The organism is Streptomyces sp. SAI-135 (assembly GCF_029893805.1).
Taxonomy (GTDB): domain Bacteria; phylum Actinomycetota; class Actinomycetes; order Streptomycetales; family Streptomycetaceae; genus Streptomyces.
In genome coordinates, this window is sequence record NZ_JARXYP010000002.1 from 7,426,942 (window position 1) to 7,444,477 (window position 17,536).

Sequence of the window (17,536 nt, forward strand, 5' to 3'; positions counted from 1 at the left end):
CCGCGCCCGCTCCGCCCCCTCAGGGCAGCAGGGAATGAAGGTACTTGACCGTCGCCGGGTCGGCCGGGAGGAACGTCTCGATGGCCAGCTCGGCCACGGTCACGTCCATGGGGGTGTTGAAGGTGGCCGTGGACGAGACGAAGGACAGCGTCCGCCCCTCGTGCTCGATCCGCATCGGCAGCGCGAAGTAGGGGACGGGGTCCGTCTCCGCCGGGTCGTCGTCGGCCTCCGGAACCGGGTACGCCGCCACCTCCTCGTACAGCTCCCGCAGCGTCTCGGAGCGGCGCAGGGCGATCTGCCGCCGCATCTGCTCCAGCAGATGGCCACGCCACTGACGCAGATTGCGGATGCGCGGGGCGAGGCCCTCGGGGTGCAGGGTGAGCCGCATGGTGTTGAGCGGGGGCCGCAGCAGGGACTCCGGCACGCCGTCGAGGAGCATCATGATGCCCCGGTTCGCGGCCACGACGTGGTACGAGGCGTCGAACACCAGGGCCGGACAGGGCTCGTAGCCCTGGATCAGCCGCTCGATCCCCTCGCGCACGACGTCGAGGGCCGGGTCGTCGAGCGGGGTCTGCGCGAAGCGCGGGGCGTAACCGGCCGCCAGCAGCAGTGCGTTGCGCTCGCGCACCGGCACCTCCAGGTGCTCGGCCAGGCGCAGCACCATCTCCTCGCTGGGCCGGGACCGGCCCGTCTCGACGAAACTCACGTGCCGGGCCGAGGAGTCGGCGCGCAGCGCCAACTCCAGCTGGCTGATTCCGCGTTGTTCCCGCCAGGCTCGCAGGAGCGGACCGACGCCCCGGTCGGAAGGGGTGTCCGCGGCGAAGGGGAGCATGGTCATACGGAAGACGGTAGTCGAGGAGGGCGGACGAGCGGGCCCGGGACGGGTGGGCCGATGACCTTGCCGCCGCAGGTGTCCCCGGCCGGCCCCCGGGAACCCTCCTGACCAGGGCCGCAGCGGCACAGATGTGGGACGCTGAGGGCACCCGACCCCCCCCCAGGAAGGAGCGAGGCCATGCTCGTCGAACCCCTGTCGCAGAAGGAGATCGAGGACCGGCTCGCGGAACTGCCCGGCTGGTCCGTCGACGACGGCCGCCTCAGCCGCTCGTACCGCCTCGGCACCCACTTCGCCGCGACCGCGATGGTCGTGCACATCGCCCAGGTCCAGGAGGAGCTCGACCACCACTCCGACCTCACCCTCGGCTACAACACGGTCGCGCTGGCCGTGCACACGCACAGCGCGGGCGGCGCCCTCACGGAGAAGGACTTCGAGCTAGCCCAGCGGGTGGAGGCGCTCGCCGCAGGTCACGGAGCCCAGTGACCCCGTGCTCGACTACGACAAGGAGGCCGACGCCTACGACGCCACCCGCGGCGGCGAGCCCAGGGCCGCCGCGGCCGCCGACGCCGTGCTCGGCCTGATCCCGTCCGGCACCCGGCGCCTCCTCGACGTGGCCTGCGGCACCGGCATCGTCACCCGCAGGCTCGCCGCCGCCCGGCCCGCGACCCGGGTCACCGGCGCCGACCTGTCGTACGGCATGGCCCGTACGGCCGCCGTACGGCTGCCCGGCGCGGTCGTGCTGGCCGACAGCCGTGCGCTGCCGTTCCCGGGCGGGGTCTTCGACGCCGTCACCAGCGTGTGGCTGCTGCACCTCCTCGACCGCCCCGAGGACGTCCGGACCGTGATCGCCGAGTGCGCCCGGGTCCTGAGACCGGGCGGGGTGTGGGTCACCACCGTCGACAAGGCCGCCGCCCACGACGTGGGCAGCGACATCGACGCGGTCCTCGCCCCGCGCCCGCGCCGCCCGGCCCCGGACGCGGCGCCGCTCGTCGAGTCCTGCGCCGCCGCGCACCACCTGCGCCCGGCCGGGCGGGCCCGCTTCCCCGGCCGCGGTCAGGGCCGCAGCCCCCGGCGCACCGCCGCCGACCTGCGGCGCGGCTGGTTCACCCTGCTGCCGCCCGGCGATCCGCTGACGGCGGAGTTCGCCGCCCGTCTCGAAGCGCTGCCGGATCAGGAGCTCCCGCGCCCGGACCCGGTGTTCAGCGTCCTGGCGTTCCGGAAGGCCGACTGAAGTCCATGGTCCAGTTGGTCACCCAGGTCGTGCCGCCGTCGACGGAGAAGGCCTGCTCCCAGTGGGCCGCCGACGCCGACACGCCGGCCCACACGAACCGCACCCGCACCTTTCTCCCGCCGTGCATGTCGTCGCCGTGGAACTCGCCACGACCGCCCTCGAACCGTCCCACGACCGGCGGGAACAGCTTCCCGCTGCGGCTCGCGGCCCAGTGCAGCGACCACTGCCGGGTCTCCCGGTCGAACAGCCGCAGGGTCGCGCCTTTCGCCTCCAGGTGCGGCATGTCGATCTCGTCGACGTTCGCCGCCCCGTCGAACAGCGGCCGGCAGCTGCTCGTGGCGGGGAACTCCTCCCAGGCGCTGTCCGGGTCGAGGAAGTCGGTGCGGCGGCGGTTGCGCACCTCCCAGTCGCCGTGGAAGAAGTCGAAGTCGTGCGGGCTGCTCATATGCGGTCTCCGGTGGTTCCTTCGGGCAGGGAATCGGCCACGTAGGCCCTGAGGTCCGGTACTTCGGGGGCGAGCAGATGCCGTACCCAGGCGTCCCGTTCGTGCAGGATGGGCGGCAGCTCCCAGACGCAGCCGATCCAGGGCAGGTCCGGCACGACGAAGTGCGTGGGGTCGGCGTCCGGGCAGCGCAGCGCCGGCTGCCCGGCGGCGGCGCCCCGGAAGTGCAGCACGTTGTCCCACACCCAGCTGTAGGCGTTGAGGTAGGCGCCGGTGTCGGCGCCCCGGTGCAGCACGACGAAGCTCGCGGGCGGGGTGCCGTCCGGCTCCGGCAGCAGCTCCGGGAGCATCTCGTACGCCGCCTTCTCGACGTCGGGCGCGATGCCGGCCGGATCGCCGGTGACGTGGTAGCGCTTGACGTGCCGGCCGGCGACCTCGATCGGCGGCGGCACGGTCAGCAGCTTCTCGGTGAAAGCCATGTCCGGGACGCTAAGCCCGCTTCACTGACATCCTGTGGCAGTGAAGGCCGGCCGACTTCTCTCGATCCTGCTCCTGCTCCAGACCCGGGGCCGGATGACCGCCGCCCAGCTCGCCGAGGAGCTGGAGGTGTCCGTGCGCACGGTCTACCGGGACGTCGAGGCGCTGGGCGCGGCCGGCGTCCCGCTGTACGGCGACGCGGGCCACGCCGGCGGCTACCGCCTGCTCGACGGCTACCGCACGCGTCTGACCGGGCTCACCGCGGACGAGGCGGAGGCCCTCTTCCTGGCCGGAGCCCCCGGACCCGCCGCCGAACTGGGCCTCGGCCCGGTCCTCGCCGCCGCCCAGCTGAAGGTACGGGCCGCGCTGCCGGCGGAGCTGCGCGCCCACGCGGACCGGATCAGCGGACGCTTCCACCTGGATGCGCCCGGGTGGTACGCGCGGGCCGAGGAGGCGCCGTACCTGCCGCAGGTGGCTCAGGCGGTGTGGAACAGCAGGGTGCTGCGGGTGGTGTACCGCCGCTGGGCCGAACCCACCGACGTGCAGCGGCGGTTGGAGCCGTACGGGCTGGTGCTGAAGGCGGGGCGCTGGTATGTGGTCGCAGGACCGGGTCCGCGCACCTACCGCGTGGACCAGATCCTCGAACTCACCGTCCCCGGAGAGGAGTTCACCCGCCCCGAGGGGTTCGACCTGGCCGCCCACTGGACGTCCTACCAGCGGGACTTCCACGACCGGCTCCACCGGCACCAGGCGGTGGTGCGGCTGGCGCCGGGCGTCGCGCTGCCGCGGGCGGTCCACGACCGCGTCGACCCCGACGGCTGGACCGTCGCCCGGGTCCCCGTCGAGTCCCTCGCGCACGCGCAGGGCGAATTCCTGGCCCTGGGCACCGGCATCGAGGTGCTGGAGCCGCCCGAGCTGCGCGCACGCATGGCGCGGACGATCGCCGAACTGGCCGGAAGGTACGGCAACCCGGCTCCCGCCCGCGGCGACTGAGGGGGTGGAACCCGTCCGCCCCCACAGCACCGGAGGTCCACCGTGCCGCACCCCCACCCGTACCGCAGACGCCGTGTCCTCCTGCCGGCGCTGACCGCCGCGACGGCCCTCGTGGCCGCGGGACTCACCGTCCTGAGCCCCGGCACCGCCGAGGCCGCCACCGCCCGCCAGGTCGAGAAGCTCGACCGGGGCGTGGTCAGCGTGCACACCGGCAGCGGCAACCTGGTCAGCTGGCGCTGGCTCGGCACCGACCCGAACGACGTGTCCTTCAACGTCTACCGGGCCGGCACCAAGGTCAACGCGACGCCGGTCACCGGCTCCACGAACTGGTTCCACTCCGGCGCGCCCGCCGAGGCCGACTACACGGTCCGCGCGGTCGTCGGCGGAGTAGAACAGGCCGACTCGGTCCACGCGGTCCAGCTCCGCACCGGCTACAAGGACGTGCCGATCAGCCCGCCCGCCGGCGGCACGACCCCCGACGGCGTCGCCTACACCTACGAGGCCAACGACGCGTCCGTGGCCGACCTCGACGGCGACGGCGCCCTGGACCTCGTCCTCAAGTGGCAGCCCACCAACGCCAAGGACAACTCCCAGTCCGGCTACACCGGCAACACGATCCTGGACGGCGTCAGGCTCGACGGCACCCGGCTGTGGCGGATCGACCTGGGCCGCAACATCCGCTCCGGCGCGCACTACACGCAGTTCCAGGCGTACGACTACGACGGCGACGGCACGGCCGAGATCGCGATGAAGACGTCGGACGGCACGGTCGACGGCACCGGCGCGGTGATCGGCAGCTCCTCGGCCGACCACCGCAACTCCAGCGGCTACGTCCTGTCGGGCCCCGAGTACCTGACGATGTTCAACGGCCGTACCGGCAAGGCGATGCAGAGCGTCGACTACGTCCCGGCGCGCGGGACGGTGTCGTCCTGGGGCGACTCGTACGGCAACCGGGTGGACCGTTTCCTCGCCGGAACGGCCTACCTGGACGGCGCGCGTCCCTCCCTGATCATGGCCCGCGGCTACTACACCCGCACCGTGATCGCGGCCTGGGACTGGCGGGGCGGCGCCTTCACCCGCCGCTGGACCTTCGACACCAACTCCTCCACCAACAGCGGCAAGGGCTACGACGGTCAGGGCTCGCACAGTCTGTCCGTCGGGGACGTCGACAACGACGGCAAGGACGAGATCGTCTACGGGGCGATGGCGGTCGACGACAACGGCAACGGGCTGTGGACCACGAGGACGGGCCACGGTGACGCCCAGCATCTCGGCGACCTCGACCCCTCGCACGCGGGCCTGGAGTACTTCAAGGTCTCCGAGTCCACGTCACAGCCGGCCGAGCTGTACGTCAACCCGGCGAACGGCACGGTGAACTGGAAACTGGCCGCCTGCTGCGACAACGGGCGTGGCGTGGCCGGGGACATCTGGGCGGGCAACGATGGCGCCGAGGTCTGGTCCGCCTCCGACACCTCGGTCCGTGACGAGGCCGGTGCCACCAAGGGCCGCGAGCCGTCCTCGGCGAACTTCCTGTCCTGGTGGGACGGCGACACGGTCCGCGAACTCCTCGACGGCACCCACATCGACAAGTACGGCACCTCGTCGGACACCCGTCTGCTGACCGGGGCGTCGGTCCACTCCAACAACGGCACCAAGGCGACCCCGTCCCTGTCCGGCGACATCCTCGGCGACTGGCGCGAGGAGGTCGTCTGGCCGACGTCGGACAACAAGGCCCTGCGGATCTACTCGACCCCGGTCGAGACGTCGGTGAAGATCACGACCCTGCTCCACGACACGATGTACCGCACGGGCCTGGCCTGGCAGAACACCGCGTACAACCAGCCCCCGCACCCGAGCTTCTTCCTCGGCGACGGAATGCCGACCGCCCCCCCGGCCGACGGTCTACACCCCCTGACCGGGACGCTGTGAGACCCCGCCCGGCACCGCCGGGCGGGGTCTCTTTCGCGCGCGGGCCGGTTCAGAGCACGGTGCAGTTCTGGTCGCCCACCTTGAACGCGGTCGGTTTCGCGTTCGCTCCCGACCAGCTCCCCGTCAACCCGAAGCTCACGGAGGAGCCCGCCGCCACGCCCGCGTTCCAGCCGACGTTCTTGGCGGCGACCGTCGCGCCGGACTGGGTGACGGTGGCGTTCCATGCCTGCGAGACCGTCTGGCCGTCAGGGAAGGTCCAGCCGAGGGTCCAGCCGCTCCAGGCACTCGTACCCGTATTCGCGATCTGGACGTCCGCCTGGAAACCGCCCGACCACTGGTTGGTGATCTTGTAGGTCACCGCGCAGGCGCCCGTCGGAGTGGGATCCGGCGGGTCCGTCGGATCGGTGCCGCCGCCTCCGCCGCCCGTGTCGGACGTGTCGCCGTAGATCACGCCCCGGCCGTTGGTCGAGACGTACACCCGGCCGTACACCCGCGGGTCACCCGTGATCGCCGCCCCGGTCCAGCCCCACTGGTGGGCGTCGTCGTTGACGCGGGTCCAGCTGGCGCCCTTGTCCGTGGAGCGGAAGACGCCCCGGACGCCACCGATCTTCGCGCTGGTGTAGAGGGTCTGGTACGAGGCTCCCGGCGCCGCCTTGCCGAAGCCGATCGCGTCGGCCTGGTCGACGTTCGCGAGGTTCGTCCAGCTCGTGCCCCCGTCCGTCGAGTGCCACAGCCCGTACGCCCCGTCGGCCGTCCCGCCGGCCAGCCAGACATCGCCCTTCACCCCGGGCACCGCCTTGAAGCGCACGCTGTCCCCGGCGGGCAGGCCGGTCGCCGCGGACGCCGTGAACGTCGCCCCGCCGTCCGTGCTCACGTAGAACTTCCCGGACTTGAAGCCGTAGAAGGTCTTCGTGTCCACCCGGTCCGACTCCACGATCGCGCCGGCCGGGATGCCGCTCGACGCCGACCAGGACGAACCGAAGCCCGTCGTGTACTGCACGCCCGCCCCGTCGGGGCTCCACACGAACCGGCCGCCGTCCGGGGCGGCGGCCACCGTTCCGCCCCCGCTCACGCCCGAAGGGTCGCTGCCCGCGAACCAGTTGGCCCCGTTGTCCGTGGAGAACGCGATGTGCGGCCCCGAGTCCAGATTGCCGACCCGCACCACCGTGTTCGGGTTCGTCTCGGCGAAGTCCAGACTCGTGGTCGTGGTGAAGGTCGGGGAGGTGAACATCATCGACGGGACCTTGGTGAGGTCCGTGTGCCGGAAACCGCCCACGTCACCCAGCGCGCTCAGCAGCGGGGCGCCCGAGGGCGGTGACGCCAGGTCGTTGACCGCGGTCTCCTCCAGGCCCTGCACCATCGGCCTGATGGTGAACTGGCCGCCGGAGTCCCAGTTCGTGAGGTTCTCCGTGCCGTAGACCGTCGCCCCCGTCCCGTACATCATGCGGTTGGAGTTGAACGGGTCGATCTCCAACGACTCGGTCATCCACCCGAGTTTGGGCGTCTGCTCGGGCGGTGACGGGTTCGCGCCCCACGTCAGCCACGGGGAAGACGACACGTCCATGGTGTAGCGGTTCGCGCGGTCGGGGTACGACGTGTAGTCCCACGCCTTCGTCCAGGTCGCCCCGCTGTCCGTGGAGCGGAAGATCTGGGTGTCCGGCCACCAGGAGCTGTAGGCGGTGGCCATGACGGTTCCGGGCTTCTGCCGGTCCACGGTGAGACCGCTGAAGCCGTAGTAGGTGTCCGCCTCCGCCACCGGGCTGATGTTCGTCCAGGTGCCGGTCGCCGTCGCGTACCGCCACAGCTGGCCCTTGCCGCCGTCGTACGGCCCGCCCTTGTCGCTGTACGTGAGGTACAGGTAGCCGTTCACCGCGTCCAGGACGCCCTTGTGGGCCAGGTGTCCCGTCGGCTGCCCGGCGAGCCTGCTCCAGGTCGCGCCGCCGTCCGTCGACCGGTACACCGAGTTCTGGAGGTCGGCGACCCCGACGTAGATCGTCTGCGTCGCGTTCCCGGACGTGCCCGTCCGCTCGTCGAAGGTGACCCAGACGACGCCCTGGTTGTCACTGGCGTAACCGCTCGTGTCGCCCGGATCCTGCTGGTAGTTGCCGACGTTGGGGAAGTTCACCACCTGCGACCAGCTCACGCCCGAGTCCGTGGACCGCCACAGCCCCTTGCCGCTCGGCGCCCCGAGGTACAGCACGCTGTTCCTGTTCGGGTCGACCGCGAGCCGCTCGCCCATGCCCCGCCCCGGCATGTTGCCGCCCAGCTTGAACGGCAGCACGGTCTTCTGCCAGCTCGCGCCCCGGTTCGAGGACCGCATGACCGCGCCGTTCTCAGGGTCCCAGTCGTTGGTGTACGTCCCCACGGCCGCGTACACCTTGTCCGGGTCCACGGAGTCGGAGGCCAGGCCGACCACGCCCGTGTGCCCCCAGTCGTCCCAGCCGACCGAGTCCAGCAGCGGCGTCCAGGTCTTCGTGGACTCCTGCCAGCGGTAGGCCCCGCCGATGTCCGTGCGGGCGTAGGCCAGGTTCTTCTCCTTGCGGTTGAAGACGATGCCCGGCACGAAACCGCCGCCGTCGATCCGGGCGTTCCTCCAGGTGTACGTGTCGGCGGCGAGCGAGACCTTCGCGGTGCTGTCGGCCGCCAGTGCGGGCGGGGTGCCGGCGAGCAGCCCGGCCGCGAGCGCGAGCACGGCCGTGAGGATGCGGGTTCTTCGCACGGGGGAGTCCTTTCCGGAAAGGGGGAAAGTGGGGGGAAGTGAGGGGGGTAAGCGCTTTCCACTCAGTACGAGAGGTGCCGGGCGACCCCCAGTGCGGGAAGGGGCCGCCCGGCCGGTTCGGCCCCGTCGTCCGGTGACGGGGCCTGTTACACGGAGCCTTCGAGCGGCTCCGCAGGAGGAACGGTGCCCGGTGCGCCCCTCCAGGGGCGCGGGGAACTGCGCGACCAGCCACAACGGACCCGCAGCCGACCACGGTCCGACCCGCGGAGCGCCCGGCGGGGGCTATTCCAGAAGCTCCGCGTACGAACCCATGGCCAGGGCGATGTCCGCCTGGGCCCAGAACCGGTGGTAGGTGAACGACGGCACCGCGCCGCCGGCGAGATACGCCTGGATCTTCGACCAGGCCGGGTCGTTCTTGTAGAAGGACCGGATCGACTCGAACGTCGAGGAGGAGTTGATGGCGTCACCGTTGGGCATGGTGCCGGTCCAGCCGCTGGGGATGTACACCGGGTCGTCGAAGCGGTTGTAGTCCGCCCGGTTCTCCGGCACCGCGATGCCGAGGCTGTCCTGGTAGTTGGTCCACATGCCGTCCAGCAGGGCCTTGGCGGTGGTGGCGGCGGCCGTGTCACCGCTGCGGTCCGCGTAGTACGTCAGGGTCTTGGCGTACGCGGCGGCCACGCCGACGTCGTTGGTGTAGTCGGCGACGGTGACGTGCAGTGCGCTGTTGGTGCCGGGGCTTGTGGCGTTCCAGGTGTCGGGCTGGCCCGACCATTGCAGGGTGGAGGGGATCTGGTAGGTGCCGTCCGGGTTGATCGTGGTCTTGGACAGCGCCCACTTGACCCACTTGTCCAGGACCGTCTTGGCCTGTGCGTTGCCCGTCTGCTGGTAGTACTCGGCGACCCGTTCCATCGACCAGGCCTGGAAGCCGAACCACTGGTTGGACGGCGGGTCGTGGTAGACGGGCTGCTGGTCGTAGTACATGCCGTAGAAGGTCGACTTGCCGGCCGGGGGAGGCGCGTAGCGGCCGGCCCAGCTGTTGGTCGCACCGCCCGCGATGGCGCCCTCGTCGGACTGGAGCCAGCGGTAGAACTCCAGCTGCCGGTCAAGAGACTTGGCCCAGTCGGCCTGTCCCGTCGCCGACTTGGGCTTCAGGTCGGCGTACGAGCTCAGTGCGTAGGCTGCGAGAGGGTTCTGGTAGCCGCCGTGTGCGTGGCTGGATCCGATGCGCCAGGCCCAGCCGGCCGAGGTGTCGGTGGCGCCGCCCCAGGCGTAGTACCAGGACAGCAGGTACATCGAGGCATCCTTGCCGGTGCCGGCCGGGCAGGTGGACGGGCCGGCACAGTTGCCGATCTTCTTGAAGTACTTGTCGTACATGGCGTAGCGCAGGTAGTCGCCCATCTTGGCGGCCTTGCCCACGGTCGCGGAGACGTCGGAACTCTTGCCCTGCTCCTTGGCCCAGGTGGCGGCCCAGTACGCGGCCTGCACGGCCCGCGCGTCGGCGTCCGGGGCGTTGGTGAACTTCCACTGCTTGGCGTAGGAGGAGTCACCGGTGAACAGGTCCAGATAGCCGTTCTTGCCGCCGTACTTGAAGGCGTCACACGTCGGCTGTGGCACCGTCTCCCACACCGACTCCTGCACACCGCGCTGGAAGGTGTTGATGTAGGAGGGGCCGGTGTCCGTGGGGCCGGCCTCGCACTTGCCGGGCGAGTTGCCGTAGCCGTAGACGTTGTCGACGTCCTGGAGCCAGTGCATGCCGTAGATGTCGTCCGTGCCGTACGCGCTCTTCAGCTCGCCGGCGATCGGGTCCGAACCCACCGACACCGAGCTGTCCAGCTTGGCCGGGTACTCGTTGGGGGTGTCCAGCTCGGGCGCGTAGGTGGCCGGCTTGGAGGCGTTGTAGAAGGAGTTGGTCGGCTGGTCGGCGTGCGTGGGGATCATGTACTTCTCCATGATCTCCCAGGCGCCGTTGAACTTCGACCAGTCGCCCGTCACCTTGCCGTACATGGCCTGCAGCCACAGCAGGTAGCTGTACGCCTCCGAGGTGGTCTCATGACCGTGGTCCGGCGCCTCGACGATCAGCGTCTCGACCGAGTGGTAGGGGATGCCCTCGGGGGAGAAGTAGCCGTTCGCCGGATTGGTGATCTTGCCGTACAGATCGAGGAAGCGGGCGTTGTAGGTGCCCGTCGCCGTGATCTGGGTGACCGTCACCGAGGCCTTGGCGTGGCCGGTCGCCGTCGACTCGAAGGTCGCCGCGCCGGTGCCGGAGGCGTTGCCGGTGATGGTGACCGTCTGCGCGGTGTTCCAGTTCGACGGCGTGAAGGTGAGCGAGGCCCCACCGGTCACCGAGAGACCGGAGTTGCCGCTCGTGCGGGCGGTCGTGACCGTGACGTTCGCCGACGGCTGCGTCGACAGCTTCACGGTGTACGTGCCCGTCTTGCCCTGCTGGACAGCCAGTTGGGTGGCCGAGGCGACCACGGACGGGCCTGAGGCGACCGTGATGCCGACCGGCGTGGACTCGGCGGAGGCGCCCAGGCTGTCGTACGCCTTCGCCAGCAGCGAATGACTGCCCACGGTCAAACTTGAGACCGAGAGCGAGTACGGCGAGGTCGTGTCGGTACCGAGCAGCGTGGTGTTGTCGTAGAACTCCACCTTGCTGATCGTCGCGTTGTCCGCGGCGGCGGCCGTGGCGGCGAGCGGTACCGCGGCACCCTGGGTGTAGACCGCGCCCGCGGCGGGGCTGGTCAGCACGGTGATCGGCGGCTGGTGGGCACCGGTGCAACTGGTGCCGTTGACAGAGAAGTTGGTGGGCGCCGCGTTGGTGCCGCTGTAGGTGAACTGCGCCCCGGTGGTGACGGCGGCACCCGCGGCGATGTTCGCGTTGTACGTGGCGTTCTTGACCGTGACCGCCTGCCCTGACTGGGACCAGGTGCCGTTCCAGCCGTTGCTCAGCTTCTGGTTGCCCGCGTAGCTGTACGTCAGGGTCCAGCCGTTGATGGCGTCCGTGCCGCGGTTGGTGATCGTCAGGTCCGCGGTGAAACCGGAGCCCCAGTCATTGGTCTTGTAGTCGACGCTGCACTGAACTGCGGCTGCCTGTGCGGGAGTTGAAGCCGCACTGAGCATCGCGAACGGCAGTGCCATGGCCGCCACGACAGCGGTCCACAATCGCCGGGCGGTCCGGCGTCTCCTGGTGGGGGGCATTGCTGGTTCCTCCTTGTGCGGCTCGGAGAAGTCAAGGCTTGAACCAGTGGGAGCGCTCCCATAGTGGAGACGTGCGTTCAAGGGGTCAAGGTGCGTGAAGAGTCGAAAAGATTCGACGAACGAGGCTTGGGAAAAGTCAAGTAACCCCCTGTTCTTTGCCGTCACTTGGCGCTACCTTCCTCAACACCAGTGGGAGCGATTCCATCAGTCGACGCGTCCGTAACGGCGCGCTGATCTGCAAGGAGTCGCTCATGCGACACCCCCCGCGTTCAGTACTTTTAGCCGTTGCCGCCCCCGCCTGCTCGGTGCAGCACTCCGTCACCGGTCAGCGGGACAGCGGCTTCCGGGCGTCCGTGCGCATCAACGACAACAGTGCCGGCGTGCGCAGTTGCACGGGCGTCGGACCCACGCCCACGCCGGATCCGACGGACCCCGCCCAGGGGACGCCTCCGTGAAGGCGATCGCCGACTGGACGGCAGACACGGTCCGCATTCCCCTCCACGTGGAGTATGCAGGACCTCGTCGACAGCGGCCGGGGCACCGGCGCCGCCGACCTGACCCCGGCCGGCGGTGTCGCCTGCCCGGAACGCCTGGGACTGCTCCTCGGGGCTGTCCCTGATCAGCAGCCACCACGGCACACCCACGGCGTTCGGCACCGGGCTGCGTGACCATCTGCGTGCCCTGAACGGACAGCACCCGCTTGACGCACAGCACCCGCTCGACGGACAACACCCGCGAACGAGAAGGAAACCCGCACTCATGAGTCGTACGAGAACAGCGCTCCTCGCCGCCCTGGCGCTCGTCGCCGGAGCCTCCGGGACCGCGCTCGCCGTGACCTCCGGGGACACAGGTGTCGCCGCCGTCCCCTGCACCGTGGACTACAAGGTGCAGAACCAGTGGGACACCGGCTTCACCGCAGCCGTCACGATCACCAACAACAGCGCCGCCAAGACGAGTTGGTCGCTGAAGTGGTCGTACGCAGGGAACCAGAAGGTCACCAGCGGCTGGAACGCCAGGATCAGCCAGAGCGGAACGGCCGTCACCCGCCGCCAACGAGAGCTACAACGGCACGCTCGCCACCGGCGGTTCGGCCAGCTTCGGGTTCCAGGGCACCTACAGCGGCACCAACGCCGTCCCGGCCACCTTCACCCTCGACGGGGTGACCTGCAACGTCGACGGCGGCGGCCCCACCGACCCGGGCCCGACCGACCCCGGCACCCCGGGCACCCGGGTCGACAACCCGTACGCGGGCGCCAAGGTGTACGTGAATCCGGAGTGGTCCGCCAACGCCGCCGCGGAGCCGGGCGGCAGCCGCATCTCCAACCAGCCCACCGGCGTGTGGCTGGACCGGGTCGCCGCGATCAGCGGTGCCGGCGGGAAGATGGGCCTGCGGGCGCACCTCGACGAGGCCCTGAAGCAGAAGGGCAGCGGCGAGCTCGCCGTCCAGCTGGTGATCTACGACCTGCCGGGCCGCGACTGTGCCGCGCTCGCCTCCAACGGTGAGTTCGGTCCGACGGACATCGACAAGTACAAGACGCAGTACATCGACCCGATCGCCGCGATCCTCGCCGACTCCAAGTACGCCTCGCTGCGGATCGTCACCACGGTCGAGCTCGACTCCCTGCCGAACCTCGTCACCAACGTCTCGCCCCGGAACACCGCCACCCCCAACTGCGACACGATGAAGGCCAACGGCAACTACGTCAAGGGTGTCGGCTACGCGCTGAACAAGCTCGGTGACGTACCCAACGTCTACAACTACGTGGACGCCGGGCACCACGGCTGGCTCGGCTGGGACGACAACTTCTCGGCGACCGTCCAGACGATCAAGCAGGCGGCGACCGCCGAGGGCGCCACGGTGAGCGACGTCCACGGCTTCATCACCAACACCGCCAACTACAGCGCGTTGAAGGAGCCGTACTTCACCATCAACGACTCCGTGAACGGCAAGTCCGTGCGTGAGTCGAAGTGGGTCGACTGGAACCGGTACGTCGACGAGCTCTCCTACGCCCAGGCCTTCCGTCAGGAAGCCGTGAGCCAGGGCTTCCCCTCGGGCGTCGGCATGCTCATCGACACCTCCCGCAACGGCTGGGGTGGCAGCGCCCGGCCGACCGGTCCCGGCGCCATGACCGATGTGAACACCTACGTCGACGGCGGCCGTATCGACCGGCGCCTGAACACCGGCAACTGGTGCAACCAGGCCGGCGCCGGCCTCGGCGAGCGTCCGCAGGCCAGCCCGGCGGCCGGGATCGACGCCTACGTCTGGATCAAGCCCCCGGGTGAGTCCGACGGCGCCAGCAGCGCCATCCCCAACGACGAGGGCAAGGGCTTCGACCGGATGTGCGACCCGACGTACACCGGCAACCCGCGGAACAACAACAACATGTCCGGTGCGCTGCCGAACGCCCCGCTGTCGGGGCACTGGTTCTCGGCGCAGTTCCAGGAGCTCATGAAGAACGCGTACCCGGCCCTGTAGTCCACCGGGTACAGCACGCGACACCCCGCCGGGGTCTGGTCAGTGCTCTTCGGCCAGGCCCCGGCGGATCGCGAACTCCACTGCTGAAAAGTCGCCGTCGGGGCGGTGCAACTCGTACTGCTCCGACGGCAGCAGCGGCGGTTGAGCCATGAAGCGGGGCGTTGTGCCGTGGTGGGGCTGTGCCGCGTGCACCAGGAAGGGGTGGCAGAGGTAGACGTCGCCGGGGCTGCCGGTGGCGTGGGCGAGCGGGCGGTGGGCCGAGGCCTCGGCGACCTTGGGGCCCAACTCCAGGAAGGACGCGCCCTGTTCCCCGTACGGCTCAAGGACCGCGGGGACGTCGAGGTGGGAGCCCACCCTGATGCGGGTCGGGGCGTCGGCCTCGGTGACCTCGCTGAACAGGAACAGCATCAGCAGGGCGCGGTCCCTGGAGCGCAGGTTGGTGTGGTACATGCCGGGCTGCGCGCCCTCGGGGAGGTAGCTTCCCTCGATGTGCCAGCCCGCGTCGTCCGGTTCCTCCGCGTGCGGAAACCGCAACGGAAAACTGCCCAGTGAGTACCGGGACTGCCAGCGGTCCTCGCCCACCAGGAGGTCGAACGCCTCGTGCAGCACCGGGGTGTTGGCGGCCGCCGCGAACGGGCCCTGCGCCATGTCGGCCACCCAGACCACCGGGTCCTTCCAGGAAGCCGGGTCCTCACGGTCGTAACCCGTCTCCTGCCACAGCAGCGACGCGCAGTGCTGGGCGACGCGGGGCGGGATGGCGCCCTCGATCCTCACGAATCCGTCTTCGAGGAAGCGCTCCACCAGTTCGTCGTCCATGGGGTCATCGTGGGGGACGGGCCGGGGCGGACGCACCCCATTTTCTTTACGCCCGCTTTGCCGTGGTTCTTGCTGTCACGGCAACATCGCTGGCTTCCCCGCGGTGCGTCGGCGCACGCTGGCCGCATCCCGAGGAGAGGCTGGCACCATGGCGCACAACCACCACCACGATCACCAGCGCACCGACATCGACTGGTCCGCGATGGCCGAACACCTGGAGACCCAGGCCGAACTGTTCACCCCCCTCTACGAACGGGCCCTGGCCTGGCTCGGGCACAAGCAGACCGAGCCGGGGCTGGTCGTCGACGCGGGGAGCGGGCCGGGAGTGCTGTCCTGTCTGCTCGCCGAGGCGTTCCCGGGGGCCCGGGTGGTCGCCGTCGACGGGGCCGAGCCGCTGCTGGAGCGGGCCCGGGACCGGGCCGAACGGCTCGGGGTCGCCGATCGCTTCGGCACCCTCGCCGGTGAACTGCCGGGCGTCCTGGACGACTTGGACTACCCCGTCGACCTGCTCTGGGCCAGCCGGAGCCTGCACCACCTGGGCGACCAGCGGGCCGGGATCGCCGCGTTCGCCTCCCGGCTGGCGCGGGGCGGCACCCTGGCGTTGATGGAGGGCGGGCTGCCGGCGCGCTTCCTGCCCCGGGACATCGGCATCGGGCGGCCCGGGCTCCAGGCACGGCTGGACGTGCTGGAGGAGGAGTGGTTCGCGCAGATGCGCGCGGACCTGCCCGACTCCGTCCCGGAGGTCGAGGACTGGCCCGCGCTGATGGCCTCCGCCGGGCTGCGGCACACCGGGACGCGCAGCTTCATGCTGGACCTGCCGGCACCGACGACCGACCGGGCCCGCGCGTACGTCGCCGCCTCGCTCGGGCGGTTGCGGGACGTCTTCGGGGAGCACCTGGACGCGGACGACCGCGCCGCCCTCGACCGGCTGCTCGACCCCGAGGACACGGCGAGCGTGCACCGGCGGGCGGATGTGTTCCTGCTGGCGGTGCACACCGTGCACACGGCGGTGCGGACCGGCTGAGGGCACGCCTTCGGGTTCCCCGCCCGCCTCGGGGCACGGGCGTACTCCGTGACGAGGGCACCCTGGACGTTCTGGACACGGCCGGGCACGAAGCAGTCGGCCAGAACCCGTCGTTTGACCTCTTCCTGCGGTGTCCGGTCCAGTGGCTGACCGGTGGGATCGGAGACGGCGACGATCCGTTCCGTCGCCAGCACGCGGGCACGGATGACGGGCGCGGCGACCTCCGTGCCGTACAGCGTCGCCGAGGCCGCCGGGCCGCGGTCGAGTGCCAGGTCGCGCAGCCGCCCCACGGAGGCGGGATCGACGAGTGACCACACGCGGCGCCGGGCGGGCAGGTAGAGGACGCCGTCGGCGTGCGCGGCGGTCATGGCCCGGGCGATCGCGACGGCGTCGTCGGTGCGGCTCTCCGGGGTGCGCAACTGGAGGCTCACCGGAAGGAGCGCGAGGACGGCCGTGCCCAGGGCGAGGATCCGGGCCCGGCCCAGCCTGTCGAGGGCCGCGCCGATCAGCAGGGCGGTGCCCGCGTGACCGTAGAGGACGTAGCGGTCCACGTAGAGGGGCTTCAGCGGGCTCAGGAGGAGCAGCGTCAGCGCGGGCAGGACCGTCAGCGGCAGGGCCAGCCGGGGAAGAGGACCGTGTCGGAGCGGGAAGGCGCAGGCCAAGGCCAGTGCGCAGACCGCGGTGAAGGCGAGCAGCGTGCCCGCTCCCGGGCCGCCGATCCACGCCACTTGATCCGACTGGCGTGTGCTGAGGACGGCCGGGGGAGCCAGGGCGACGCAGACCCCGAGGGCCACCAGGAGCGCGGGACGACGGGCCGGGCGCGGGAGGGCCGACAGGTGGGCGGGCACGGCCAGTACCGCGAACTCGTGCAGCAGACACGCGGCGAGCAGGACCGTGCCGTACGCCGTCCAGGCACCGGCCGTACGCCGGTTCGCCGCCCGCACCAGCAGATACGTCGCCCAGACGACCAGCGCGCAGACCAGGGCGTAGGAGCGACCCTCCTGCGCGTACCGCTGGACCGGTGGGAGCACCGCGAAGGCGAGGCCGGACAGCAGGCCCGCGCGCGGTCCGGCGAGGCGGTGGCCCAGCAGGGCCAGGCCAGCGGCCGCCGCCGCGGTCGCCAGCACCGACGGAAGGCGCAGCACCAGCAGCGGGTCCGCCCCCTCGGACAACCGGAACAGGGCGTGCAGGAAGAGGTAGTACAGACCGTGCACGGCGTCGGCGTTCCCCAGCGCCGCCCACAGGTCGGGCAGCGAGCGCCGAGCCATGTCGTACGTCACCACCTCGTCCCGCCACATGCTGCCGCCGCGCCGGACGCCCCACAGGCCGAGGGCGAGGGAGAGCGCGGCCGGGACGAGCGCGTGCCGGGGCAGACCGGTTGCGGGCACGGTTCCGG

General features: G+C 70.9%; 11 protein-coding genes and 3 pseudogenes. 7 read left to right on the forward strand and 7 right to left on the reverse strand.

The features are described 5' to 3' along the window. Positions 1–19: 19 nt before the first annotated feature. Positions 20–838 carry a helix-turn-helix transcriptional regulator gene (locus M2163_RS37965; protein ID WP_280848387.1) on the reverse strand — a complete coding sequence of 273 codons (819 nt, stop codon included), beginning with the start codon at positions 836–838 and terminating at the stop codon, positions 20–22. Between the two features lie 174 nt (positions 839–1,012). Between M2163_RS37965 and M2163_RS37970 the strand changes: the two genes are divergently transcribed. Continuing rightward, positions 1,013–1,318: a 4a-hydroxytetrahydrobiopterin dehydratase gene (locus tag M2163_RS37970; protein WP_280896252.1), complete on the forward strand. Its 306-nt coding sequence runs from the start codon at positions 1,013–1,015 to the stop codon at positions 1,316–1,318. Positions 1,319–1,322: 4 nt separating this feature from the next. Further along, positions 1,323–2,066: a class I SAM-dependent methyltransferase gene (locus M2163_RS37975; protein ID WP_280896253.1), complete on the forward strand. Its 744-nt coding sequence runs from the start codon at positions 1,323–1,325 to the stop codon at positions 2,064–2,066. Here M2163_RS37975 and M2163_RS37980 read toward each other — a convergent pair. Together M2163_RS37980 and M2163_RS37985 are read right to left on the reverse strand one after the other, a co-directional pair. After that, positions 2,035–2,511 (reverse strand): hypothetical protein, encoded by a 477-nt coding sequence (locus M2163_RS37980; protein WP_280896254.1) that lies wholly within the window; start codon positions 2,509–2,511, stop codon positions 2,035–2,037. The two genes, M2163_RS37975 and M2163_RS37980, sit on opposite strands and share 32 nt — an antisense overlap. Beyond that, on the reverse strand, positions 2,508–2,987 hold the full coding sequence (locus M2163_RS37985) for a hypothetical protein (RefSeq protein WP_280896255.1): 480 nt from the start codon (positions 2,985–2,987) through the stop codon (positions 2,508–2,510). The genes M2163_RS37980 and M2163_RS37985 overlap by 4 nt, the downstream gene beginning before the upstream one ends. A gap of 40 nt (positions 2,988–3,027) precedes the next feature. Here M2163_RS37985 and M2163_RS37990 point away from each other — a divergent pair, with 40 nt between their 5' ends. Then, positions 3,028–3,978 (forward strand): YafY family protein, encoded by a 951-nt coding sequence (locus M2163_RS37990; protein WP_280896256.1) that lies wholly within the window; start codon positions 3,028–3,030, stop codon positions 3,976–3,978. A 42-nt stretch (positions 3,979–4,020) separates the two neighbouring features. Then, positions 4,021–5,893 (forward strand): annotated as a pseudogene (locus tag M2163_RS37995) (rhamnogalacturonan lyase). Positions 5,894–5,956: 63 nt separating this feature from the next. On the opposite strand, the gene M2163_RS38000 reads toward M2163_RS37995, so the two are convergent. Both M2163_RS38000 and M2163_RS38005 read right to left on the reverse strand, forming a co-directional pair. After that, the gene (locus M2163_RS38000; protein WP_280896257.1) at positions 5,957–8,626 is read right to left on the reverse strand and encodes a cellulose binding domain-containing protein; all 2,670 of its coding nucleotides are present in this window, start codon (positions 8,624–8,626) and stop codon (positions 5,957–5,959) included. A 282-nt stretch (positions 8,627–8,908) separates the two neighbouring features. Continuing rightward, positions 8,909–11,824: a glycoside hydrolase family 48 protein gene (locus tag M2163_RS38005; protein WP_280896258.1), complete on the reverse strand. Its 2,916-nt coding sequence runs from the start codon at positions 11,822–11,824 to the stop codon at positions 8,909–8,911. 509 nt (positions 11,825–12,333) lie between these two features. Between M2163_RS38005 and M2163_RS38010 the strand changes: the two genes are divergently transcribed. Then, positions 12,334–12,492 (forward strand): hypothetical protein, encoded by a 159-nt coding sequence (locus M2163_RS38010; protein WP_280854323.1) that lies wholly within the window; start codon positions 12,334–12,336, stop codon positions 12,490–12,492. A 91-nt stretch (positions 12,493–12,583) separates the two neighbouring features. Further along, positions 12,584–14,300 (forward strand): annotated as a pseudogene (locus M2163_RS38015) (glycoside hydrolase family 6 protein). A 39-nt stretch (positions 14,301–14,339) separates the two neighbouring features. On the opposite strand, the gene M2163_RS38020 reads toward M2163_RS38015, so the two are convergent. Beyond that, entirely contained in the window at positions 14,340–15,116 is a 777-nt protein-coding gene (locus M2163_RS38020) for a phytanoyl-CoA dioxygenase family protein (protein ID WP_280896259.1), read from the reverse strand. A gap of 148 nt (positions 15,117–15,264) precedes the next feature. Between M2163_RS38020 and M2163_RS38025 the strand changes: the two genes are divergently transcribed. Continuing rightward, positions 15,265–16,140 (forward strand): class I SAM-dependent methyltransferase, encoded by an 876-nt coding sequence (locus M2163_RS38025; RefSeq protein WP_280896260.1) that lies wholly within the window; start codon positions 15,265–15,267, stop codon positions 16,138–16,140. A gap of 827 nt (positions 16,141–16,967) precedes the next feature. Here M2163_RS38025 and M2163_RS38030 read toward each other — a convergent pair. Beyond that, positions 16,968–17,438: pseudogene (locus M2163_RS38030) on the reverse strand (glycosyltransferase family 39 protein); the annotation flags it as partial. Positions 17,439–17,536 lie beyond the last annotated feature (98 nt).